The sequence below is a fragment of the Streptomyces sp. NPDC043427 genome (assembly GCF_056436655.1).
In genome coordinates this window covers 19,140-40,760 of sequence record NZ_JBWKCC010000045.1, presented here as the reverse complement: position 1 = coordinate 40,760, position 21,621 = coordinate 19,140, and the positions used below count along the sequence as shown (strand labels likewise).

The 21,621-nt window shown below is 72.5% G+C and carries 18 protein-coding genes; 7 read left to right on the top strand and 11 right to left on the bottom strand.

Translation table 11 applies throughout. The annotated features are described in order from the left end of the window. Nucleotides 1-244 precede the first annotated feature (244 nt). Nucleotides 245-2,050 carry a M4 family metallopeptidase gene (locus AC067M_RS42955; RefSeq protein WP_478702437.1) on the top strand — a complete coding sequence of 602 codons (1,806 nt, stop codon included), beginning with the start codon at nt 245-247 and terminating at the stop codon, nt 2,048-2,050. 67 nt (nt 2,051-2,117) lie between these two features. On the opposite strand, the gene AC067M_RS42950 is transcribed toward AC067M_RS42955, so the two are convergent. From AC067M_RS42950 to AC067M_RS42930, 5 genes are all read right to left on the bottom strand, one after another. Next, nucleotides 2,118-5,114: a helix-turn-helix transcriptional regulator gene (locus AC067M_RS42950; RefSeq protein ID WP_478702436.1), complete on the bottom strand. Its 2,997-nt coding sequence runs from the start codon at nt 5,112-5,114 to the stop codon at nt 2,118-2,120. Between the two features lie 90 nt (nt 5,115-5,204). Beyond that, entirely contained in the window at nt 5,205-5,567 is a 363-nt protein-coding gene (locus tag AC067M_RS42945; RefSeq protein ID WP_478702435.1) for a UBP-type zinc finger domain-containing protein, read from the bottom strand. Continuing rightward, nucleotides 5,564-7,006, bottom strand: a complete 1,443-nt coding sequence (locus AC067M_RS42940) for an ATP-binding protein (protein WP_478702456.1) — start codon at nt 7,004-7,006, stop codon at nt 5,564-5,566. The genes AC067M_RS42945 and AC067M_RS42940 overlap by 4 nt, the downstream gene beginning before the upstream one ends. Nucleotides 7,007-7,017: 11 nt before the next feature. Then, entirely contained in the window at nt 7,018-8,694 is a 1,677-nt protein-coding gene (locus tag AC067M_RS42935; RefSeq protein ID WP_478702434.1) for an NAD(P)/FAD-dependent oxidoreductase, read from the bottom strand. 94 nt (nt 8,695-8,788) lie between these two features. Beyond that, nucleotides 8,789-9,148 (bottom strand): VOC family protein, encoded by a 360-nt coding sequence (locus AC067M_RS42930; protein WP_478702433.1) that lies wholly within the window; start codon nt 9,146-9,148, stop codon nt 8,789-8,791. 74 nt (nt 9,149-9,222) lie between these two features. On the opposite strand from AC067M_RS42930, the gene AC067M_RS42925 reads away from it, so the two are divergent. After that, entirely contained in the window at nt 9,223-10,092 is an 870-nt protein-coding gene (locus AC067M_RS42925; protein WP_478702432.1) for a universal stress protein, read from the top strand. Between the two features lie 17 nt (nt 10,093-10,109). Here the strand turns inward: AC067M_RS42925 and AC067M_RS42920 are convergent, their stop codons facing one another. The 4 genes from AC067M_RS42920 to AC067M_RS42905 all read right to left on the bottom strand — a co-directional run bounded on the left by AC067M_RS42920 (nt 10,110) and on the right by AC067M_RS42905 (nt 14,067). Further along, nucleotides 10,110-11,345: a DUF4032 domain-containing protein gene (locus tag AC067M_RS42920; protein ID WP_478702431.1), complete on the bottom strand. Its 1,236-nt coding sequence runs from the start codon at nt 11,343-11,345 to the stop codon at nt 10,110-10,112. Nucleotides 11,346-11,354: 9 nt separating this feature from the next. Beyond that, the gene (locus tag AC067M_RS42915) at nt 11,355-12,101 is read right to left on the bottom strand and encodes an MBL fold metallo-hydrolase (RefSeq protein WP_478702430.1); all 747 of its coding nucleotides are present in this window, start codon (nt 12,099-12,101) and stop codon (nt 11,355-11,357) included. A 50-nt stretch (nt 12,102-12,151) separates the two neighbouring features. After that, nucleotides 12,152-13,366 (bottom strand): acyltransferase family protein, encoded by a 1,215-nt coding sequence (locus AC067M_RS42910; protein WP_478702429.1) that lies wholly within the window; start codon nt 13,364-13,366, stop codon nt 12,152-12,154. Between the two features lie 74 nt (nt 13,367-13,440). Then, nucleotides 13,441-14,067: an alpha-ketoglutarate-dependent dioxygenase AlkB family protein gene (locus tag AC067M_RS42905; RefSeq protein ID WP_478702428.1), complete on the bottom strand. Its 627-nt coding sequence runs from the start codon at nt 14,065-14,067 to the stop codon at nt 13,441-13,443. A 106-nt stretch (nt 14,068-14,173) separates the two neighbouring features. On the opposite strand from AC067M_RS42905, the gene AC067M_RS42900 reads away from it, so the two are divergent. Both AC067M_RS42900 and AC067M_RS42895 read left to right on the top strand, forming a co-directional pair. Next, entirely contained in the window at nt 14,174-14,800 is a 627-nt protein-coding gene (locus tag AC067M_RS42900) for a TetR/AcrR family transcriptional regulator (RefSeq protein ID WP_478702427.1), read from the top strand. An 80-nt stretch (nt 14,801-14,880) separates the two neighbouring features. Continuing rightward, on the top strand, nt 14,881-16,554 hold the full coding sequence (locus AC067M_RS42895; protein ID WP_478702426.1) for an FAD-binding dehydrogenase: 1,674 nt from the start codon (nt 14,881-14,883) through the stop codon (nt 16,552-16,554). A gap of 3 nt (nt 16,555-16,557) precedes the next feature. Here the strand turns inward: AC067M_RS42895 and AC067M_RS42890 are convergent, their stop codons facing one another. Next, the gene (locus tag AC067M_RS42890; protein WP_478702425.1) at nt 16,558-16,926 is read right to left on the bottom strand and encodes a DUF488 domain-containing protein; all 369 of its coding nucleotides are present in this window, start codon (nt 16,924-16,926) and stop codon (nt 16,558-16,560) included. Nucleotides 16,927-17,273: 347 nt separating this feature from the next. Between AC067M_RS42890 and AC067M_RS42885 the strand changes: the two genes are divergently transcribed. Further along, complete coding sequence (locus AC067M_RS42885) at nt 17,274-18,686, top strand: M1 family metallopeptidase (RefSeq protein WP_478702424.1); 1,413 nt, start codon at nt 17,274-17,276, stop codon at nt 18,684-18,686. A 41-nt stretch (nt 18,687-18,727) separates the two neighbouring features. Then, nucleotides 18,728-19,450 carry a L,D-transpeptidase family protein gene (locus AC067M_RS42880; protein ID WP_478702423.1) on the top strand — a complete coding sequence of 241 codons (723 nt, stop codon included), beginning with the start codon at nt 18,728-18,730 and terminating at the stop codon, nt 19,448-19,450. A gap of 51 nt (nt 19,451-19,501) precedes the next feature. Here the strand turns inward: AC067M_RS42880 and AC067M_RS42875 are convergent, their stop codons facing one another. Continuing rightward, nucleotides 19,502-20,725: a saccharopine dehydrogenase family protein gene (locus AC067M_RS42875; protein WP_478702422.1), complete on the bottom strand. Its 1,224-nt coding sequence runs from the start codon at nt 20,723-20,725 to the stop codon at nt 19,502-19,504. Nucleotides 20,726-20,835: 110 nt separating this feature from the next. On the opposite strand from AC067M_RS42875, the gene AC067M_RS42870 reads away from it, so the two are divergent. Continuing rightward, nucleotides 20,836-21,543 carry a TetR/AcrR family transcriptional regulator gene (locus tag AC067M_RS42870; RefSeq protein WP_478702421.1) on the top strand — a complete coding sequence of 236 codons (708 nt, stop codon included), beginning with the start codon at nt 20,836-20,838 and terminating at the stop codon, nt 21,541-21,543. Nucleotides 21,544-21,621: the final 78 nt, after the last annotated feature.

Here is a 21,621-nt window from a genome sequence, read left to right as displayed (position 1 = left end):
CGTCACATCTCCATAACCGACGCACAGTTGGTCATCCGGTGATCACTGAGCGGTGCGGATTCGCAGGGTATCGCCTGGAAGTGCCTTTAATACGGCCTATCCGCTTTACATGAACATGACGCATCCGTAAGGGTTTCCTCCGGGGCCCGACCAGCCCCCATGGCGCTCAACCGCGCCGTGTCGATGAGCGGTTGGTCGCCCTGCCGGCGACCGCTGCCGCCCGTGAACGAAGGAACCCTCATTCGTGCGTAGAGCACACATACGCGGCCTCGCGGTCGCCGTCACCGTGGCGACGGCCGCCACGGGCCTGGCGGGCACGGCCTTCGCGGCGCCGTCCACGGGCGATGCCCGCACCTCAGCCACGACCACCGAGGCCGGATCCCAGGCCGCCGCCGTCGTCGAGGCCGCCCGCGCCGCCGCCTTCGCCCACGCCTCGGCGACCGGCGTCACCGACGGCGACGAACTGACGCCCCAGGACGTGCTGATCGACCCCGAGGGCGCACGACACGTCCGGTTCGTCCGGACGCACCAGGGCATGCCCGTCCTCGGCGGCGACCTCGTCGTCCACCTCACCCAGCGGCTGGCGTACGCCGGTGTCACCCGCGCCACCGACCGCACGGTCCGCCCCGCCACCGCCAAGGCGAAGCTGACGGCCCGGCAGGCCGAGGTGAAGGCAGCCGCCGTCGCCAAGGGCCGGGCGGCCGCCGCCGAACTCGTGGTCGACGCCCGCGGCGGCACCCCGACCCTCGCCTACCAGGTGCGGGTCACCGACGCCGGCACCAGCGGCGCCGGAGGTTCCCGGACGGTCGTCGTGGACGCCCTCAGCGGCAAGGTGCTCAGCAACGCGTCCGACAGCGACGAGTTCCTCTCGCCCCGGCTGCTCGACGCCCTGCGCGAGCGCGGCGAGACGCTCGACCCGGCCACCGGCACCGCCCCGCACGCCGACGGCCTCACCGCCGCCCCCGCCCCGGGCGCCGCCGCCTACCCCTCCACCGCGGCGGGCACCGGCACCTCCCTCTTCGCGGGCACGGTCAAGCTCACCACCACCCGTACCGCCCGCACGAGCTACCTCCTGAAGGACCCCACCCGCTGGGGCACGGAGACCCGCGACGCCAAGAACCAGGAAGTGTGGGACTTCGCGCGCGGCAAGAAGTTCACCTCCACGAACAACAAGTGGGGCAACGGGACCGTCTCCAACCGCGCCAGCGCCGCCGTCGACGCCCAGTACGGCGTCACGCAGACCCTGGACTTCTACAAGAAGACCTTCGGCCGCAAGGGCATCAAGAACAACAGCAAGGGCGCCCTCGCCATGGTCCACTACGGCAACAAGGTGGGCAACGCGTTCTGGGACCCGGACTGCGGCTGCATGCTCTACGGCGACGGCGACGGGGACATGCTCAAGAAGCCGCTCGTCGTCCTCGACGTCACCGGCCACGAACTCACCCACGGCGTAGTCGACGCGACGGCCCGCCTGGAGCCCACGCGGGTCGACAGCGCCGGCAACCAGTACGGTGAGCCCGGCTCCCTGAACGAGTCCCTCGCGGACATCTTCGGCTCCAACGTCGAGTTCAGCGCCAACAACCCGAAGAACCCGCCGAACTACCTCGTCGGCGAGAAGCTCGGCCTGGACCAGAAGTTCCTGCGCCGCCTTGACCGCCCCTCCCTCGACCGGCTGGAGGGCGCGATCGACTACTGGTCACCGGCCGTCTACAACGCCGAGGTCCACGCGGGCTCCGGGGTCTCCTCGCACGCGTACTACCTCCTCGCCGAGGGCAGCGGCCGCAAGACCATCGGCCGTGTCACCTACAACTCGCCCACCTACGACCGCTCCACGGTCAGGGGCATCGGCCGCGCCAAGGCCACGGCCATCTACTACCGGGCCCTGACCCGCTACATGGTCTCCTCGACCGACTTCCACGGCGCGCGCATCGCGACCCTGAAGGCGGCCAAGGACCTCTACGGCGCGACCAGCGTCGAGTACAAGACGGTCAACAAGTCCTGGGCGGCCGTCAACGTGACCGCCGCGAACACGCCGGCCGCCCGCCACTGACGGCAGCCGGCACCGATGGCCGACGGCGGACCCGGTGTGTCACGGGGACGCCGTCGGCTCCGGTGTGTCACGGGGACGCCGTCGGCTCCGGTGTGATCAGGCCGCGCCGGTAGGCGATCGCCACCGCCTCCGTACGGCTCGCCGCGCCGAGCTTGCCGAGGATGTTGGAGACGTGCACGCTCGCCGTCTTGCCGCTGATGAACAGCTCCTCGCCGATCTGGCGGTTGCTGCGGCCCCGGGCGAGCAGCCGCAGCACGTCCTGCTCCCGGGCCGTGAGCGGTGAGGCGCGGTCGGCGGAGGTGCCCTCGGCGGCGGCCCGAGTCAGACGGCCGCGGCGGATCAGCGCGTCCACCTGCTCCAGCAGCGGAGCGGCGCCGAGCCGCACGGCCGTCTCCCGCACCGCACCGGCCTCGGCGGCCGCCTCCTCGCGCCGCTCGGCCGTCAACAGGGCCTCGGCGAGCCGCAGCCGGCAGCGCGCCCGCTCGTACACGTCGCCGTAGTCGAACGCGGCGGCGGCCTTCTCCCAGGCCGCCACATCCGGCCCCGACACGGCGCGTATCCGCTCGGCCTCCGCGCGGGCCAGCCAGGCCAGCCCCTCCGGCCCCTGCCGCGCGCCGCTCTCGCCCCGCAGGCCTGCCGGCCGGGCCAACTCCTCCCACTCGGCGGCGGTGTCCGCCCAGTGGCGCGCCGCCGCCTCGTCGCCGGTCAGACGCGCGGCGCAGGCAGCGTCGGAGACGGCCGCGAGCGCGAGCGCGGCGAGACGCACCGTGACGTCGGGGCGGCTGCCCGCGTCGTCCGTGAGGGACTCGACGGCGGACCGCATCCGCGCCACCGCCCCCTGCGGATCCCCGCGCAGCGCGGCCGCGTCGGTCAGGACGATGCCCGAGACGAGCGCGGCCATCCAGTCGAACGGGCCCTTCAGCAGCGCCTCGGCGCGCTCCACGGCCCCCAGGTCGCCGCGGGCCAGCGACACGTACAGCGCGGGCCCGACCGTGTATCCGCCCGCCGCGGGCAGCACCTCGGCGTCGTCCGCCGCCGCACGCAGGCACTCGTCCCAGCGGCCCAGCGTGTACAGCACCAGCAGCCGGAGGTAGCGCATCTCCAGGGGATACGGCGACGACAGCAGCCCCGCGCGGCGGGCGCGGTCCAGTCCCTCCGTCACCGAGGGCACGCACTCCTCCAGCGCCCCGGCCTCGAAGGAGCCGATGGCGCGGTTGAACAGCGCCCGCATCTCCACGGGAGCGTTGCCCGAAAGCCGGGCCAGCTCCTGGGCCTGCCGGAGCCGCTCGCGACCGTGCACGCTCCGCCGGCCGTCGCCCTCCAGGATGGCCAGCGACACCAGCAGGTCGGCCTGCGCGTCCGCCAGGCCCAGCCCTTCGGCGACGCTCAGCGCCTGTCGGGCGACGCGCAGCGCGGTGTCGTTCTCCCCGACGTGCCGTGCCGCCATGACATGGGTGGCCGCGGCCCACACCCAGGTGGGCGAGGGCGGCTCGGCGGGGATCATCGCCAGCGCCTCGCTGCTGTGGGCGAAGGCCGCCGACAGACTGTCGACGCTCATCAGGTTCCCGGCGAGCGTGTAGCGCACCCGGGCGGCGAGCTCGGCATCGGCGTCCTGGCCGACCCCGGCCAGCGCGGAGCGGGCGAGGGCGACCGCGCGGTGTGTGTCGCCGGCGTGCGCGGCGGCCGCCGAGGCGCGCAGGGTGAGCGTGACCCGGTCGACACCGTCGCCCGAGGGCCGCGCCGCCGGCTCCACCGCCGCCCACAGGTCGAGGACCGCCTCCAGATGGCGCAGCTCCTCGGCCGGTGCGCCCACCCGCTGGGCGTGGTCGGCGGCCTCCAAGGAGGCGGCGAGCGCCTCGGGGAGCTCGTGGCCCTCGCGGTGGTGGTGGGCGCGCTCGGCCGCGTTCTCCGGCCGGCCGCCCCCGGCGAGCAGCCCCGCGAACGCGCTGTGCAGCCGGGCCCGTTCGCCAGGGAGCAGATCCGCGTACACGGCCTCGCGGGCCAGCGCGTGCCGGAACGTGTACGTGTCGCCCTCCCCGGCGACCAGCAGCTGGCGTCCCACGGCCTCGCGCAGCGCCGACTCCAGCTCGTCCTCGGGCAGGCGCACCGCGTGCCGCAGCAGCTCGTGCTCCACCCGCCGCCCGGCGACGGCGGCCGTGCGCAGCACCTGCTGGGCCGTGTCGGACAACTGCTCGACACGGATGAGGAGGACGTCGGCCAGCCCGCTGGGCACGCCCCCGGCCTGCGTGCCCGTCGCGGCGAGCAACTCCTCGGCGTAGAAGGCGTTGCCCTCGGCGCGCTCCACGATCCCGCGCACCGTGGCGTCGGGCAGCGGACGGCCCTCCAGGGAACGCACCAGCCGGGCCACCTCCACGTCCGCCATCGGCCGCAGCTCCAGCCGCTCCACACCGGGCAGCCGCACCAGTTCGGCCAGCAGCGGGCGCAGCGGGTGACGGCGGTGCAGGTCGTCCGCGCGGTACGACGCGAGGACCGCGAGCCGGTGGCCGGGGGCACCGCCCGCGGGGCGCCCGAGGATGCCGCGGCTGAGCAGGAACCGCAGCAGGTCCCGTGAGGACTGGTCGGCCCAGTGGAGGTCCTCCAGGACGAGCAGCAGCGGGGCGATCTGTGCCAGGTCGGCCAGCAGCCCGGCCACGCCCTCGAACAGCCGCAGCCGCCCTCCGCCACCGCTGGAACGCGTGGGGGGACCCCCGTCGTCCCGCACGGTGTCGCTCCCGGCACCCAGCAGCCGGTCGACGACGGGATGCGCGGCGAGGACGTCGGAGAACCGCTCGTCACCCGCGAGCGCCCCGAGGATCTCGGTGAACGGCAGATACGGCAGACCGACGTCACCGAGGTCGACGCAGTGACCGGTGAGCACGGTCGTCCCGGCCCCGGCGGCCCGGGCGGCGGCCTCGACCAGCACCCGCGTCTTGCCGACACCGGCGTCCCCGGCGAGCAGCACCGCTCGGGCCTCCCCGGCCCGGGTGCGTTCCAGGACACCGGCGAGTAGGGCGAGTTCCTCGTCCCGGCCGATCAGCGGCGGGGTGAAAACGGTCTGCGGCACGGCTCCATCCTGGCACGCCGGACCGACAACGCCCCCTGCCACCTGGGACGTCCGCTCAGCGCCTGCCCCGCGCATCCCGCCGGCGGCACCTCAGCGATTCAGCTTCCTCGCCCAGTCCGCCGGGACGCGCCCCGCCGGCCCCGGCACGGGCTGGTCCGCGGGATGGCCGACGGGGGGTGCCAGGTCCGGACCGGACTCGTAGAGCTCGTTCGTGGAGTAGTCCCAGAACCACTCCTCGCCCGGCTCGAAGCTCCGCACCAGTGGGTGCCCCGTGGCCCTGTAGTGGCCGGTGGCGTGCTGGGCGGGGGAGGAGTCGCAGCAGCCGACGTGGCCGCAGGTGGCGCAGCGCCGCAGATGGAACCACCAGCCCCCGCCCTCGTCGCACTCCAGACACCCCGCGCCGCTCGGCGGGACGGTGGCGTCGATGCCGTTTGCGTTGCTCTCGCTGGTCATTCCGGCTCCTCGGCCGTCTCGGGGTCCGCCGCGGTGAGCGGCAGCAGAACCTGGAAGCGGGTGTCGCCCGGCGCGGATTCGACATGGAGGGAACCGTGGTGCTTGTTGACCACGATCCGCCAGGAGATGTCCAGACCGAGCCCGGTGCCCTCGCCCACGGGCTTGGTGGTGAAGAAGGGGTCGAAGATACGGCTGCGGATGTCCGGCGGCACCCCGGGCCCGGTGTCGCGGAACTCCACCAGCAGCCGGTCGTGGTCGCGGGCCGTGTGCACCGTCAACGTGCCTTCTCCGCCCGCGCTGTTGATGGCGAAGACCGCGTTGTCGATCAGGTTGGTCCACACCTGGTTGAGCTCCGCCGGGTACGCGGGGACCTTCGGGAGCGTACGGTCGTACTCCTTGACGATCTTGATGCGCTGCCCGATCTTGCCCGACAGCATCAGCAGGGTGCTGTCGAGGAGTTCGTGCACGTCGGCGACCTGGTAGGGGGCGCGGTCGAGCTGTGAGTACTGCTTGGCGGCGTCGACGAGCCGGGAGACGCGGGTGGTGGAGTCCGCGATCTCGTCCATCAACAGCTCGGTCTCGACGGTGTAGTTGAGCCAGCCGACCGCCCCGGGCAGCATCTCCTCGTCGACGGCGGACGCGACCTGCTCCAGCCAGTCGACGTCGAGACCGGCCTGCACGAAGGCGGGCGCGATCCGCCAGCCCTCCTGGATGCCGTGGTCGTCGAGCCAGTCGGTGAGTTCGTCCTCCCGGTCGGACGCCTCCAGAGGGCTCAACGCCGGGGCCTTGGCGACCCGTTCGGCGGTGCGTTCCTGGATGTCGATGAGTTCGGCGAGGGTCTCGGGGGAGTAGGACCCCTGGGCGATCACGGCCAGCTTGTGCCGCATCTTCGCCACCCGCTCCCGCAGGGTCGACGTCGCCCGCACGGCCGCAGCGGCGGGGTTGTTGAGCTCGTGCGTGAGCCCCGCCGACAGCGAGCCGAGCGCCAGCAGCCGTTCCCGCTGCCCGATCGCCCGCTGGGTGTTCTTCGAACCGAAGAACAGCCCCTCCAGCAGGTGGACGGCCATCGGGAACCACTCCTGCATGAACGCCGAGAACGTCTCGGCGGGCAGCACGAAGAACCGCGTCGGCTCCGTCACGCGCAGGGAGCTGCCGTAGACCTGCGGCACCCGGTCCCCGAGAAAGGCCTGCATGGAGCCCGCGTACACCCCGCGCTGCGAGGTCCGGTTGACCTCCACGTCGTCGCCGCCGACCCGCCGGGAGATGACGACCGTGCCCTCGATCATCACGAAGAAGCAGGTGGCCGGCTCACCCTCGGTGTACACCGGGCCGGGCTCGAACTTCTCCACCCGCCCCTCGGCGCACAGGCTGCCGAGCTGCTCCGGCGTCAGCTTCTCGAACAGGAACAGCGAACCGATCTCCGCCGGGCTGCACGGCATCACCCGCCCGGTCACGACTGCTCCAGATACCGGTGGACGAGCATCACGGCCATGGCTCCCTCTCCGACGGCGGACGCGACCCGCTTGGCGGACTCGGCCCGGGCGTCGCCCGCCACGAACACGCCCGGCACGTTGGTCTCCAGGTGGTACGGCGGCCGGTCCAGCTCCCAGCCGGCCGGCGGTCGCCCGTCCAGGGTCAGGTCGGGCCCGGCGAGGATGAACCCGCGCTCGTCGCGCAGCACCGTCCCGTCCAGCCAGTCCGTCAGCGGGGCCGCCCCGATGAACACGAACATCCACTGCGCGTCGACGAGTTCGCTCTTGCCGCTCTCCACGTGCCGAAGCGTCAGCTGCTCCAGGTGGTCCGAGCCGTGCGCGGCTTCGACGACCGTGCCGCAGCGCACCGAGATGTTCGGGGCCTCGGAGATCTGCTGGATCAGGTAGTGCGACATCGACGCCGCCAGCGAGGGACCCCGCACCAGCAGCGTCACGGACTTGGCGCCCCGGGCCAGGTACATCGCCGCCTGCCCGGCCGAGTTGGCACCGCCCACGATGTACACGTCGTGCCCCTGGCAGGAGGCCGCCTCGGTCAGCGCCGAGCCGTAGAACACCCCGCAGCCGGTCAGGTCGTCCGCTCCCGGCGCGCCCAGCTGCCGGTACGACACGCCGGTCGCGAGGATCACGCTGTGCGCGGCGATCGCCGAGCCGTCGGAGAACCGTACGACCCGCGCGGCCCCGCTGACCTCCAGTCCCGTCACCTCGCGTGCGGTGAGGATCTCGGCGCCGAACTTCGACGCCTGCCGCCGGGCCCGGTCGGTGAGCTGCGCGCCGGACACCCCGTCGGGGAAGCCCAGGTAGTTCTCGATGCGGGAGCTCTGCCCGGCCTGCCCGCCGGTCGCCGACCGCTCGACCAGCACCGTCCGCAGCCCCTCCGAGGCGCCGTAGACGGCCGCGCCGAGCCCTGCCGGGCCGCCGCCGATCACGACGAGGTCGTAGAAGTCGGCCGTGGGCGTGGTGGCGAGACCCACGTGTGCGGCCAGGTCGGGCGCCTCCGGTTCCACGAGCGGTGTCCCGTCCGGGGTGATCACGATCGGCAGCCGCTGTCCGTCCTGCCCGGCCGCAGCCAGCAGTCGTCGGCCCTCGGGCTCGTCGGAGGAGTACCAGCGGTACGGCACCTGGTTGCGCGCCAGGAACTCCCGTACGTCGGAGGAGCGCGCCGAGAAGCGGTGTCCGACCACCTTGGTACTGGGCACGGGCCGGTGGTCTCCGGTCCGCCAGGCCTCCAAGAGGTCGTCCAGGACCGGGTAGAGCTTCTCCTCGGGCGGGTCCCACGGCTTGAGGAGGTAGTGGTCCAGGTCGACGACGTTGATCGCGTCGATCGCCGCGTGGGTGTCCGCGTACGCGGTCAGCAGCACCCGGCGCGCCCCCGGATACACGTCCAGGGCCTGTTCGAGGAACTCGATGCCGTTCATCTGCGGCATCCGGTAGTCGGCCAGGATCACGGCGACGAGGTCCCCGCGCAGCTTCAGCTCGCGCAGCGCCTCCAGCGCCGACTCGCCGGACTCGGCGCGCACGATCCGGTACGACGCGCCGTAGCGGCGCCTCAGGTCGCGGGCGACGGCGCGGGAGACCCCCGGGTCGTCGTCCACGGTCAGAATGACGGTCCGCGCTGCTTCGGCGGCCTCTGGCATACGTCTCCCACCCCGAGCGGCCGGGTCCAGGGGCCGGTCCCCCCATATCACCGGCCCGCCTCACGCCATCGTATGTTCGATCGATCCGCTTCGCTCAGGCATGCGGGACGCGGCCGCCCAGCACGCAGAACTCGTTGCCCTCCGGGTCGGTGAGCGTCACCCACGGCTGCTCGCCCTGCCCGAGGTCCGCGTACCGCGCCCCGAGCGACAGCAGCCGGTGCACCTCGGCGCGCTGGTCCTCGGGGCGGAAGTCGAGGTGCAGCCGGTTCTTGACGGTCTTGCCCTCCGGCACCGGGACGAAGAGGAGGCCCGGCATCCGGTCGGGCGTGGGCCGGATCTCGTACTCGTCGGGCGCGTCGGTCACCACCACCCACCCCAGCGCCTTGGCCCACCAGCGGCCCAGCGCCACGGGGTCGGTCGAGTCGACGATCACCTGTTCCCATTCCAAGGTCATGACGGCCAGCGTAGTGAAGACTGGGGCCGAGGCATGTGAACGAAGGACCGAGCACGAGACGAGGAGACATCCGCATGACGCGCCCGATCACGGCTGGGGTCGACGGAACCGAGGAGAGCCTGGCGGCGCTGGCCTGGGCGGCCAGGGAGGCGGTCCGCCGCGGCCTGCCGTTGCGGGTGGTGCACGCCTGGCGGCTCCAGTCGGACCTGGCGGAGCGGGCGGACCGGGCGACGCAGGAGCAGTGGGTGCGGGACGGGGTCGCGGACGCCGTGCGGACGGTCGCCGAGCGGCACCCCGGCCTGGAGATCACCACGGAGCTGCCGGAGGGGGCTCCCGTCGAGACCCTGACCGCCACAGCGGCCGACGCCGAACTGCTCGTCCTCGGCTCGCGCGGCCACGGACCGGTCGTCGGCTTCCTGCTCGGCTCCGTCGGCCAGCAGGTGATCGCCGAGGCCGCCCGGCCCGTCGTCCTGGTGCGCGCCGGTGACGAGCCCGCCGCCGAGGCGGCCGGCCGCGACATCGTCGTCGGCCAGCAGGGCGAGCCCGACGACAGCGCCGCGGCCCTGCGGTTCGCCTTCGAGACGGCCGCCGCGCGCGGAGCGACCGTGCGCGCCGTCCGCGCCTGGACCCTGCCGCCGGTGTTCGCCTACAGCCCGGGCTCGCTGAAGATGCTCGACGAGGCCGGTGGCCTGGAGCCGTACGAGAAGAAGGCGCTGGCCGCGGCCCTGAAGCCGTGGCGGGACCGCTTCCCCGACGTGCCTGTCGTCGAGCACGTGGAGATGGGCAGCGCGGGCCAGGTCCTGCTGTCGGTGGCCGGGCGGGCCCAGCTGATGGTCGTCGGCCGCCGCGCTCACCGCACCGCCGTGGGCGCCCGGATCGGCTCGGTGGCACACGGCGTGCTGCACCACGCGGACTGCCCCGTGGCCGTGATCCCGCACGACTGAGTCACACGGTCGGCGGGCTACTCGGGAGTTGTCGGCACCAGCGTCTCGCGCGCCTTCGGCAGGATGTTCTCGATGTAGTCCGCGACCGCGACCTCGAGCCCGATGTCGTGCTGGGCGTGCTCCGACATGAACCAGCGGTGCTCGAGGAGCTCGTGGTAGATCTCCGCCGGGTCCATGGAGCCCCGCAGCTCGACCGGCACCGCCCGCACCGTGGGACGGAAGACGTCCCGCACCCAGCGGTGGGCGAGCACCTCGGGGCGGGCGGCGAGCGGATCACCGGGCGCGTAGTCCTCCTGGGTGGCCATCCAGCTCTCCAGGTCGTTCAGCAGCCGCCGCGCCTGGTTCTCCTCGGTGTCCAGACCGGTCAGGCGCAGCAGCTGCCGCTGGTGGTGACCGGCGTCGACGACCTTGGGCACGAAGGTGACCGTGTCGCCGTTGGAGGAGTGCTCGATCTGCATCTCCGCCACGTCGAACCCGAGCTCGTTCAGCCGCCGGATCCGGCGCTCGATGTAGTGGTACTTGCCCGCCGGGTAGACCGAGGTGCGGGTCAGCTCCTCCCACAGGCTCCCGTAGCGGCCGCAGATCTCCGTGCCGAAGTCGATCGGGTCCACCGAGGGGTGCAGCGCCCCGGACGCCTCCAGGTCGAGCAGCTCGCCGCTGATGTTGACGCGCGCGAGGTCGAGGTCGTACTCGCGCTGCCCGGTGCTCAGCTGCGGATGCAGGTCGCCGGTCTCCGCGTCCACGAGATACGCGGCGTAGGCGCCCGCGTCGCGCCGGAAGAGCGTGTTGGACAGCGAGCAGTCGCCCCAGGCGAACCCGGCGAGGTGCAGGCGGACCAGCAGCACGGCCAGCGCGTCCATCAGGCGGTGCATGGTCGCCGGGCGCATCGTCGTCTCGAACATCGACCGGTACGGCATCGACCCGCCGAGGTGCCGGGTGATCAGCACAGGCTCCAGCGGCTCGCCCGCCTCGTCGAGGCGACCGGTGACCACGGCGAGCGGGTCCACCGAGGGGATGCCGATCCGGTCGAGGTCGCGCAGCAGCTCGTACTCGCGCAGCGCGGGCCGCTCGGCGAGCTCCTTGACGGCGATCACCTCGTCGCCGGCGCGCGCGTAGCGCACGACGTGGCGGGAGATGCCGCGCGGCAGCGGCACGAGGTATTCCTCGGGCCACTCCTCCAACGGCAGGTGCCATGGCAGGGTGAGCAGGAGCGTGGGGTGCTCCGGATTCGTGGCGCTGATCTGCAATGCCATGGCCCGACCTTAAACCGCGAGCTCGCGTGCGCGCTGTGCCGCGAGTCGCACGGTGCCCCGGTGCACCGGTCCGTGCCCCGGCAGCAGCAGGTCGCCCGCCAGCTCTTCGAGTACGCCCAGGGAGGCGACGGCACGGTCGCGCTCGTGGTGGAACATGTCGGGCAGCAGCTGCGGGCCCTGCTCGCGCGAGGTGGGGTGGCCGCTCACCAGGGCGTCGCCGGAGATCAGCACCCCCGCGTCGGGCAGGTGGAAGGCGCAGTGCCCCAGGGTGTGACCGGGGGTGTGCACGGGCACGGGCCGGCCGGGCAGGTCGAGCGCGCCGGACGCCGGGAACGGCTCGGGGGCGGTCACCGGCACCTTCGCGGTGCCGCCGGACCGGATCGCGTGCACCGCCCACGGCAGCACACCCGGCCGCCAGCCGTTCTTCAGGACCTCGCCGACAGTGACCTGGTGCAGGAAATCCCGGCGCGCGTGCGGGACTTCGGCCTCGTGGAGGTATACCGGCGCGCCATGCGCGGCGCGCAGGTACTCCGCCGAGCCCAGGTGGTCGTTGTGGGCGTGGGTGATCAGCACCGCCGCGACCGCCTCGGGTGAACTGCCCGCCTGGGCCAGGGAGTCGAGGACCAGCTCGCGGTCGCCGGGGTAGCCCGTGTCGACCAGCGTGGCCGAGTCCCCCTCGGTGAGGATCACCCAGTTGGTGTTGCTGCCGTGCACCAGATGGATGCCGTCGGCGACTTGCTGCACATCTGCCCGCATGATCGTCCCGCGTGGTGAGGTCCGTGCCCGACGGGAGACAGCAAAGCAGATCAGGGAACCGGCCTGGTCGGCGGGTCGGGGCGCGCTCCGGCGTCGGGACGCATCCCGAACAGCAACCGCGTCACCCGGGTCCGGCGCACCACGCACTCGTACACCACGAGGATCACCGCCAGCGAAGCGGCCACGATCACTGCGTACTTGACGGTGATCGGCGCGGGCCAGCCGACCACGCCGTAGGCGAAGGCGACGACGATCGGCTGGTGGAGCACGTACAACGGCAGTGCGGCGACTACGAGATGACCCATGACCGGGTTCGCTCGTCGCTGCTCCTGTGAACGCTGCTCGTGAGGCCGGTCCAGGCGGCCGAGGATCGCCACCACCAGACACCAGCCCGCCGCGCTGAACAGCGCCCGGCTGACCATCGCGACCGGCGTCCAGGCGGTGAAGGGGTCGTCCTCGGTCAGGAAGCCGGGTGCTGTCGCCAGGAACAGCAGCAGGCCGGCCACCCCGGCCGGGACGGCCAGGCGGCGCATCGCGGCGCGGACCCGGTCGTCGTCGGCGAGGGCGAAGCCGTACAGGAAGAAGAGCAGGTAGGCCCAGCGGTGCCAGCCCGCGAAGCTCTCCTCCAGGCCCAGCAGCGTGTTGATGAGGGCGAGCGGCAGCGCGGGCAGGAACAGCAGGAACGGGCGGTGGGACACGGCGTCGGCCATTCGCGCGCCACCGGCCGACAGGCGCGCCGCGACCGGGGCCAGGAGCAGACAGAAGGCGAGGAGCAGCACGACGAACCACAGATGGCCGGTCTCGAAGTGCTCCCCTTCGAGGACGAAGGGGAAGTCGGCCGGGTCGGGGCGCACCGTGAGGAAGCGGGGCCAGAACGCCCAGTACGACTCGTGATGGTCGGAGTCGGCGGCTCGCAGCCGCAGCCACTGGGGGAGAGGGCACAGGACGACCGTCGCGAAGACCAGCGGGACGCCCAGGCGCAGCAGGCGCTCCCGGGCGAAGCCGCCCGGTCCACGGCGGCGGATCGAGTGCCGGGCGCCCAGGCCGGCGACGAGGAACAGCAGCGGCATCGCCCACACCACGCCGAGTCCGGCCAGGACGGTCACCGCGTCGGTCGTCTCGGCGTTCTTGACGTAGAAGTCGTCGTCGGGGGAGAAGACCAGACCGGCGTGGAAGAAGACGAGACCGAGCACGACCAGCGCACGCAGTACGTCCAGCTCCCCGCGCCGGGGAGCGGTGGTGGGTCGTTCGGACTCCGCCCTCACACGGCCTCCCCGTCCTCGGCCCAGTGTCGGGGAAGGCGCGTACGGACGACAGCGTTCCGGGGCCCGGGGCGCCCCTACTGCACGCCGTGCGGGCGGAATTGGATGCTGATGCGCGGTCCCGTGGCGCGTGTGCTCTTCGGTACGGCGTGCTCCCAGGTCCGCTGGCAGGAGCCGCCCATCACGATCAGGTCGCCGTGCCCGAGCGGGTGCCGTACGGCCGTGCCGCCGCCCACCGGGCGCAGCAGCAGGTCACGGGGCGCGCCCACGGAGAGGATGGCGACCATGGTGTCCTCGTGCGCGCCCCGCCCGGTCCGGTCACCGTGCCAGGCGACGCTGTCCCGGCCGTCGCGGTAGTAGCACAGGCCCGCTGTGGTGAAGGGCTCGCCGAGTTCCTCGGCGTAGTGCGCGGAGAGAGTCCGGCGCGCATCGGCCAGCACCGGGTGGGGGAGCGGATCCTCCGGACCGTAGAAGCAGAGCAGTCGGGGGACGTCGACGACGTGGTCGTACATCTTCCGGCGCTCGGCGCGCCACGGCACCTCGGCCACCAACTGTTCGAACAGTGCGTCCGATCCGGTGAGCCAGCCGGGCAGCAGGTCGAGCCAGGCGCCGCGGCCGAGCTCGGTCCGGCGGATCCCGGCGAGGGGGCCCAGCCGCAACTCGTCGGCCTGGTCGAAGAGGGAGCCCTGGAGGTGCGCGGCCATGCGCTCCAGCCTACCCCCGTGAATCGAAAATGTGTTCCCTGGACAATCCTCTTTTCGATACAACAATGTATCGGATACATTCCTGTATCGAACGGGAGGGCGAGACATGGCGGCACAGCAGACCAGGGGTCGGGTGACCAAGCGCCGTGTCCGCACGCGCGCCAACCTCCTCGACGCCGCGTTCGCCGTGTTCGCCGCCAAGGGGTTCGGCCGGGTCTCGATCGAGGAGGTCTGCGAGGCCGCCGGTTACAGCCGGGGCGCCTTCTACTCCAACTTCGACAGCCTGGACGAGCTGTTCTTCGCGCTCTACCAGGAGCGCGCCGACCTCATCGCCCAGCAGGTCGCTGATGCCCTCGCCGGCGACGGGCCGGACCTCGACGTGCCCGCCTCCGTGGACCGGGTCACCGAGGTGCTGCTCCTCGACCTGGACTGGCTGCTGGTGAAGACGGACTTCCTGGTGCACGCCGCCCGGGACCCAGCTGTCGCGCAGTCCCTCCTTGAGCACCGGGCCAGGCTGCGCCGCGCGGTCGCCGACCGGCTCGCCCGCGCCCGGGGACACACCGCACTGCCCGCCGTCCTCGGCGACGCCGACGCCGCCGCCCACGCGGTCGTCGCAGCGTACGACGGGGTCACCACCCAACTGCTGCTCGACAAGGACGTGGACCACGCCCGCGGCTGGCTCAAGCAACTGCTCACCGCGCTGCTGACGGACGGCAGCGGCACCCCGGACTGACCTCTCGGACTGACCTCTCGGTCTGACACCCAGTCAGGCACCTCGGAATGACATCTTCAGGAGAAAGGGCAACGGTCGCCATGGATGCGGACGTCATCGTCGTCGGAGCCGGCCTCGCGGGCCTGGTCGCGGCGCACGAACTCACCAGCAGGGGCAGGCGCGTCGCCCTGGTCGACCAGGAGAACGCCGCCAACCTCGGCGGCCAGGCGTTCTGGTCCTTCGGCGGGCTCTTCCTCGTCGACTCCCCGGAACAGCGCCGCCTCGGCATCAAGGACTCCTTCGACCTCGCCTGGAACGACTGGCAGGGCAGCGCGCGGTTCGACCGCGTCGAGGACGAGGACTCCTGGGCGGTGCGCTGGGCGCGTTCCTACGTCGAGTTCGCGGCGGGCGAGAAGCGGTCGTGGCTGGAGGGGCACGGCATCAAGCTGCTGCCCACCGTCGGCTGGGCGGAGCGTGGCGACCTGCGCGCCGACGGACACGGCAACTCCGTACCGCGCTTCCACGTCGCCTGGGGCACCGGCACCGGCGTGGTGGAGCCGTTCGTCGACTACGCGAAGCAGGCCTCGCGCGACGGGCTCCTCACCTTCCACCACCGCCATCGCGTCGACGCCCTCGTCATCGAGGACGGCGTGGCGCGCGGCGTGCGCGGCACCGTGCTCGCCGACGACGACTCGCCGCGCGGTGTCGCCTCCAACCGGGACGCGATCGGCGAGTTCGAGCTGACCGCGCAGGCCGTGATCGTCACCAGCGGCGGCATCGGCGCCAACCACGACATCGTCCGCCGCTACTGGCCCGAGCGGCTGGGCACCCCGCCCGCCGAGATGGTCACCGGCGTCCCCGCCTACGTCGACGGCCGCATGCTCGACATCAGCGCCGACGCCGGCGTCCGGCTGGTCAACCGCGACCGCATGTGGCACTACACCGAGGGCATCCAGAACTGGGACTCCGTCTGGCCCGGCCACGGCATCCGTATCCTGCCGGGCCCCTCCTCGATGTGGTTCGACGCCCTCGGCCGCCGACTGCCGGAGCCGTGCCTGCCGGGCTACGACACCCTGGGCACCCTCAAGCACCTGCGCACCACCGAGGACATCGCGGACCACGACCACTCCTGGTTCATCCTCACCCGGAAGATCGTGGAGAAGGAGTTCGCGCTCTCCGGCTCCGAGCAGAACCCCGACATCACCGCGAAGGACCGCAGGGCCGTCCTGCGCGACCGCCTCCTCGGCAAGGGCGCGCCCGCCCCGGTCCAGGCGTTCCTGCGCAAGGGCGCGGACTTCGTGATCGCCGACACCCTCGAACAACTCGTCGAGAAGATGAACGGGCTGACCGACAAGGCACTCCTCGACGCCGCCGAGGTGCGCCGCCAGATCGAGGCCCGTGACCTCCAGATCGCCAACCCGTACGCCAAGGACGCCCAGATCCAGGGCATCCGCAACGCCCGCCGCTACGTCGGCGACCGCCTCGGCCGCGTCGCCACCCCGCACCGCATCCTCGACCCCGAGGCGGGCCCGCTGATCGGCGTCAAGCTGCACATCCTCACCCGCAAGACCCTCGGCGGCATCCAGACCGACCTCGACTCCCGCGCCCTCGGCACCGACGGGAAGCCCGTCGAGGGGCTGTACGCGGCGGGCGAGGTCGCCGGCTTCGGCGGCGGCGGCGTGCACGGCTACAACGCCCTGGAAGGCACCTTCCTCGGCGGCTGCCTCTTCTCCGGCCGTGCGGCAGGACGGGCGGCGGCCAAGCAGACGGGCTGAGCCTCAGCGCCGGTCCGCCTTCCCAGGCTCGAGGAGGCGGACCAGCACCGCCACATGACTCTGCTCCGGCTCCTTGGCGGAGGTCAGCAGCGTCACCGTGCCCTCGCGGGCCATGTCACGGACGTGATCGAGGAGTTCGGACGCCTCCGCCGCGGCGAGCTCCGCCTCGTACCGGCCGGCGAACTCCTCGTACGACGCCTCGCCCGCGTGGTACCAGCGGCGCAGCTCCGTGGAGGGGGTGAGCCCCTTGGGCCACTCGTCGACCTGCGCCGCGTCCTTGGAGACGCCCCGGGGCCACAGCCGGTCCACGAGGACACGCACGCCGTCGTCGGGCTCGGGTGGATCGTAGACGCGACGCACTCGGACGCTCACGGGGCGGCCTTTCTCACGGGGCGGGTCGTGCCGGGAGCGTACTGCCGTGCCCCCCCGGCGGCGGCGCCGCGGCGCGGGCGACGCGCGCGGAACTTGACCTGAACGAGGGGCGATCGGCGGTGGGGCGCACCTGGGGCGTGTTGCGAACGTCCCGCCTGCCCTGCGACGCCCGGCACGCGCGCTCGCCGCGTTGTCGGGTCGCCCACGTACGCCCAGTACGCGGGCGACCCTCCGCCTTGCGATCGCACGCACCGGACGCCGCAGGGCCCGCCCTTCGGGCGGACGACGGGACGTTCGCAACACGCCCTAGTCTGAGGGCGACCACCCCTACCCCCCAAGGAGCGCATGTGACGCACCCCGCCAGACGCGCCCATGTCCTGCGCCGAGAGGCCGTCGTCGTGACCGTCCCCGTCGCCCTCGCCGCGCTGCTCGCGGCCGCCGGACCCGCAGCGGCCGGGACGACCGGTGGCGCAGGCGTCGGCGACCCCTACTTCCCGCTCGCCGGCAACGGCGGCTACCACGTCGGCCACTACGACCTGACCCTCCGTTACGACCCGCGCAGCCGCCACCTCGACGGCACAGCGGTCCTCACCGCCCGCGCCACCCAGCGGCTCACCCGGTTCGACCTCGACTTCCAGGGGCTGAAGGTCACCGGACTCACTGTCGACCACGCCAGGGCCGACCACCGCCGCGCCGGCCAGGAACTCGTCGTCACCCCCCGCCGTGCCCTGCACAAGGGCCAGTGGTTCCGCGTCACCGTCACCTACACGGGTAAGCCCGGCCCGGTCACCGACCCCGACGGCTCCCTGGACGGCTGGATCCCCACCGACGACGGCGCGTTCGTCGCCGGGGAGCCGCAGGGCGCCATGACGTGGTTCCCCGGCAACAACCACCCCACGGACAAGGCGTCGTACGACTTCACGGTCACCGTCCCCGAAGGGCACACGGCGGTCGCCAACGGCACCCTCCTCGGCCGGCGGACCGCCCACGGCAGGACCACCTTCCGCTGGCACCAGCCGGAACCGATGGCCGCCTACCTCGCCACGGCGACCGTGGGGAAGTTCAAGGTGGAGCAGTACACGACCCGCGACGGCGTCAGGGTCTACAACGCCGTGGACCCCCGCGAGGCCACCGCCGCGGCCCCGGTGCTCAAGAAGCTGCCGTCCGTCCTGGAGTGGGAGAGCAGGCTGTTCGGCCCCTACCCGTACCGCGCAGCCGGATCGATCGTCGACCGCGCCCCGAACGTCGGGTTCGCGCTGGAGACCCAGACCCGGCCCGTGTACGACTCCGCGCCGAGCCTGTCCACCCTCGTCCACGAGAGCGCCCACCAGTGGTTCGGCGACTCCGTCAGCCTCACCTCCTGGAAGGACATCTGGCTCAACGAGGGCTTCGCCACCTACACCGAGTGGCTCTACGCCGAACAGCACGGTGGCGACAGTGCGCAGAAGACGTTCGACGCCCTGTACGCCCGCCCGGCCGACGACGCCCTGTGGGAGTTCCCGCCCGGTGACCCCGGCAGCGGCGCCAACATCTTCGGCACCCCGGTCTACGCCCGTGGCGCCATGGCCCTGCACGCCCTGCGCACCGCCGTCGGCGACCGCGCCTTCCAGCGGATCCTGCGGGCCTGGGCGACCGGGCGCCGCGACGGCCATGGCACGACCGCACAGTTCATCACCCTGTCGGAAGGTGTGTCCGGCAAGAACCTGGACAGGCTGTTCCAGAAATGGCTCTACACTCCCGGCAAACCCAACAGACCCTAGAAGTTGACGAGTTCCTCACCCCTGTCGTCCAAGGTCGAGGCATGATCAGACGCAGTTCCCGTGTCGCGCTGCTGGCCGCGTCCCTCCTGCTCACCGGATGCGGCGGCACCGCGGCCATGCCTTCCGCGACCTCGCACGCGCCCGCACCCGGCCCCGAGGTCTTCCGCGACGTGGCCCCGCACCAGGTGCCCGGTGTGGGCCCCAGGACCTGGGCCGAGGTTCCGCGCGAGTCCCGGCAGGTCGTCCTGGTGACCGGGCGCGACAAGAACTCCCCGCAATCGACGGTCGTCCTGTACGAGCGCACCGGGGCCGGCTGGCAGGCGGACGCGAGCTGGCCCGCGCACAACGCGCTCAAGGGCTGGACCGACCACCACACCGACGGCGACCTGCGCTCACCCATCGGCGTCTACACCCTCACCGACGCGGGCGGCCTCCTGCCCGACCCCGGCACCAGGCTGCCGTACGACCACTCCCACGGCTTCACCGCACCCGGGACCGGCTTCGAGGGCGAGCCCCTGACCGGCTCCTTCGACTACGTCATCGCCATCAACTACAACCGCAAGCCCGGCACATCGCCTCTGGACTGGACTCGCCCCCTCGGCGCGGACCGCGGCGGCGGCATCTGGCTGCACGTCGACCACGACGGCCCCACCCACGGCTGCGTCAGCATCGACCAGGAACACATGAAGGACCTCCTCCTCGCACTCGATCCCGACGCCCACCCCGTCGTCGTCATGGGCGACCGGGCCTCGCTGGCCCGCTGAACGTCCAGGATCCGCTCGGGAGGCCGGTGCCGGAGGACGAGTGCGGCGCGCCTACGCCTTTTCCCGCATCCCCCACGGCGAGCCGTACTCCGTCAGCAGGTGCAGGAAGGGGCGGGCCGGGAACGCCTCCGGGCCGAGGACGCCCGAACCGGTCCAGGCACCCGTGGCGAGCAGCTCCAGCGCGACCACGGGGTTGACGGCGGTCTGCCACACCACCGCCTGGCTGCCGTACTCCGCCATGGACCACTGGTTGTCGACCACGTGGTACAGGTACACCTCGCGCGGCGCCCCGTCCTTGAGACCCCGCACCCAGGTGCCCGCGCACGTCTTGCCGTGCATCCGCTCGCCCAGCGTCGCGGGGTCGGGCAGACAGGCGGCGACGACGTCCCGGGGCGAGACGGCCACCGGTCCCGCCGCGCTCGGCACGGTCACCGGGTCGGTGCGGTCCAGTCCGAGCAGATGCAGCGTCTTCAGCGTCTCGACGAACTCGCGACCGAGGCCGTACTTGAAGGTGACGCGCCGCGCGTCGACCCAGCGCGGCACGAGCAGCACCTCCTCGTGCTCCACGTTCACGCACTCCACCGGGCCGATGCCCTCGGGGAAGTCGAACACCTCGGGCTCGCTGAACGGCTCCGTCGTGAACCAGCCGCGCTCTGCCTCGTAGACCACCGGCGGGTTCAGACACTCCTCGATCGTGGTCCAGATGCTGAAGGAGGGGGCGAAGTCGTAACCGTCCACCGTGAGGTTCGCGCCGTCCCGGACGCCGATCTCCTCGATCTCGTCGAACAACTCGTCGGCGGCGAACCGCGCGAACACATCCGACAGACCCGGCTCCACCCCCATCCCGACCAGGGCCAGAGCGCCCGCCTTCGCCCAGTCGGCGGCCCGCTCGAACTGCGCGTCGCCGAGCTTGACCCCGCACTCCTCGTACGGGCGCTCGGTGTGCGGGCGCGACAGCGACATCGCCATGTCGACATAGGTGGCACCGGTGCTCAACGCGGCCTGGAACAGCGGCATGACGAAGCGCGGGTCGGTGGCGTTCAGGAGCACGTCACAGTCGTGCCGCTCCAGCAGCCGTACCACCGCCGCCTCGTCGGCCGCGTCGACGCGCTCGGCACGGAACCGGCCCCCGCCCCCACCGAGCGCCGCCACGGCGGCCTCGGCGCGGGCCCGGTCGTAGTCGGCCACCACCATCGCGTCGAAGAAGGGACGCCGGGCCGCGATCCGGGTGACGGCGGTGCCCACGCCACCGGCGCCCACGAGCAGTACGCGCATGACAAGAACTCCTCGGTCGAGGTCGAAGGATGTGCGAGACGGGGCCCCGGCCGAGATACAACGCCCCGCCCTCGCATAAGGTCAATGGCGTTGGCATAAGGAGGACGGCTGTGCCGAAGCCCGTGGTGCCCGAGGAGAAACGACGCCGGCGCCGGCCGACCCGGAGCGGCACCGTGCTGTCCGAGCGGCTGATCGTCGACACCGCGCTGCGCCTGCTGCGCGAACACGGCAGCGCCGGACTCACCGCCCGCCGCCTCGGCCTCGTCCTCGACTGCGACCCGAGCACCCTCTACCGCTACTTCCGGGGCATGGACGAGCTGACCCTCGCCATCGGCGACGCCCTCATCGGGCAGGCCCTGCGGGGCTGGGAGCCGACGGGGGAGTGGCGGGCCGACCTGCACGCCATCGGGCTGCGCATCCACGCCGCGTACCTCGAGCACCCGCAGGCGGCCCAGCTGACGGCGAGCCGTGTCACCGGCCGCGCGAACGAACTCGCCGCCGACGAGGCCATCCTGGACGTCCTGCGCACGGCCGGGTTCCCCCTCCCGGACACCGTCCGCATCTACCACGCCTTCATCGACCAGACCCTGGCCTTCGCCGCCCTGGACGCGGCCTCGCTGGCCCTGCCGAGCGCCGCGCTGCGCGCCGACGAGGACATGTGGCGCTCCACGTACGCCCGCCTGCCCCGCACCACCCACCCCCGCATCGCAGAGGCGGCACCCCTCCTCGCCTCCCGCATGGTGACCAGCGCCTACCCGACCGCCCTGGAGATGCTCCTGGACAGCGCGGCGGGCCGGCTCGCGACGCGCGAAGCGTAGCCGCCGTCTCGGCCGGTGGAATCTCCCGCGGCGCGTCGAGCGAGCCCTGCCATAGTGATCCCCGAATCGAAAGATGTA

Bases quoted from the DNA above. Each gene is read 5' to 3' on its own strand.
- AC067M_RS42945 (WP_478702435.1), bottom strand. From the start codon at position 5,567: ATGACCAGCGAGAGCAACGCAAACGGCATCGACGCCACCGTCCCGCCG.
- AC067M_RS42940 (WP_478702456.1), bottom strand. From the start codon at position 7,006: ATGCCGTGCAGCCCGGCGGAGATCGGTTCGCTGTTCCTGTTCGAGAAG.
- AC067M_RS42935 (WP_478702434.1), bottom strand. From the start codon at position 8,694: ATGCCAGAGGCCGCCGAAGCAGCGCGGACCGTCATTCTGACCGTGGAC.
- AC067M_RS42930 (WP_478702433.1), bottom strand. From the start codon at position 9,148: ATGACCTTGGAATGGGAACAGGTGATCGTCGACTCGACCGACCCCGTG.
- AC067M_RS42925 (WP_478702432.1), top strand. From the start codon at position 9,223: ATGACGCGCCCGATCACGGCTGGGGTCGACGGAACCGAGGAGAGCCTG.
- AC067M_RS42920 (WP_478702431.1), bottom strand. From the start codon at position 11,345: ATGGCATTGCAGATCAGCGCCACGAATCCGGAGCACCCCACGCTCCTG.
- AC067M_RS42915 (WP_478702430.1), bottom strand. From the start codon at position 12,101: ATGCGGGCAGATGTGCAGCAAGTCGCCGACGGCATCCATCTGGTGCAC.
- AC067M_RS42905 (WP_478702428.1), bottom strand. From the start codon at position 14,067: ATGGCCGCGCACCTCCAGGGCTCCCTCTTCGACCAGGCCGACGAGTTG.
- AC067M_RS42900 (WP_478702427.1), top strand. From the start codon at position 14,174: ATGGCGGCACAGCAGACCAGGGGTCGGGTGACCAAGCGCCGTGTCCGC.
- AC067M_RS42895 (WP_478702426.1), top strand. From the start codon at position 14,881: ATGGATGCGGACGTCATCGTCGTCGGAGCCGGCCTCGCGGGCCTGGTC.
- AC067M_RS42880 (WP_478702423.1), top strand. From the start codon at position 18,728: ATGATCAGACGCAGTTCCCGTGTCGCGCTGCTGGCCGCGTCCCTCCTG.
- AC067M_RS42875 (WP_478702422.1), bottom strand. From the start codon at position 20,725: ATGCGCGTACTGCTCGTGGGCGCCGGTGGCGTGGGCACCGCCGTCACC.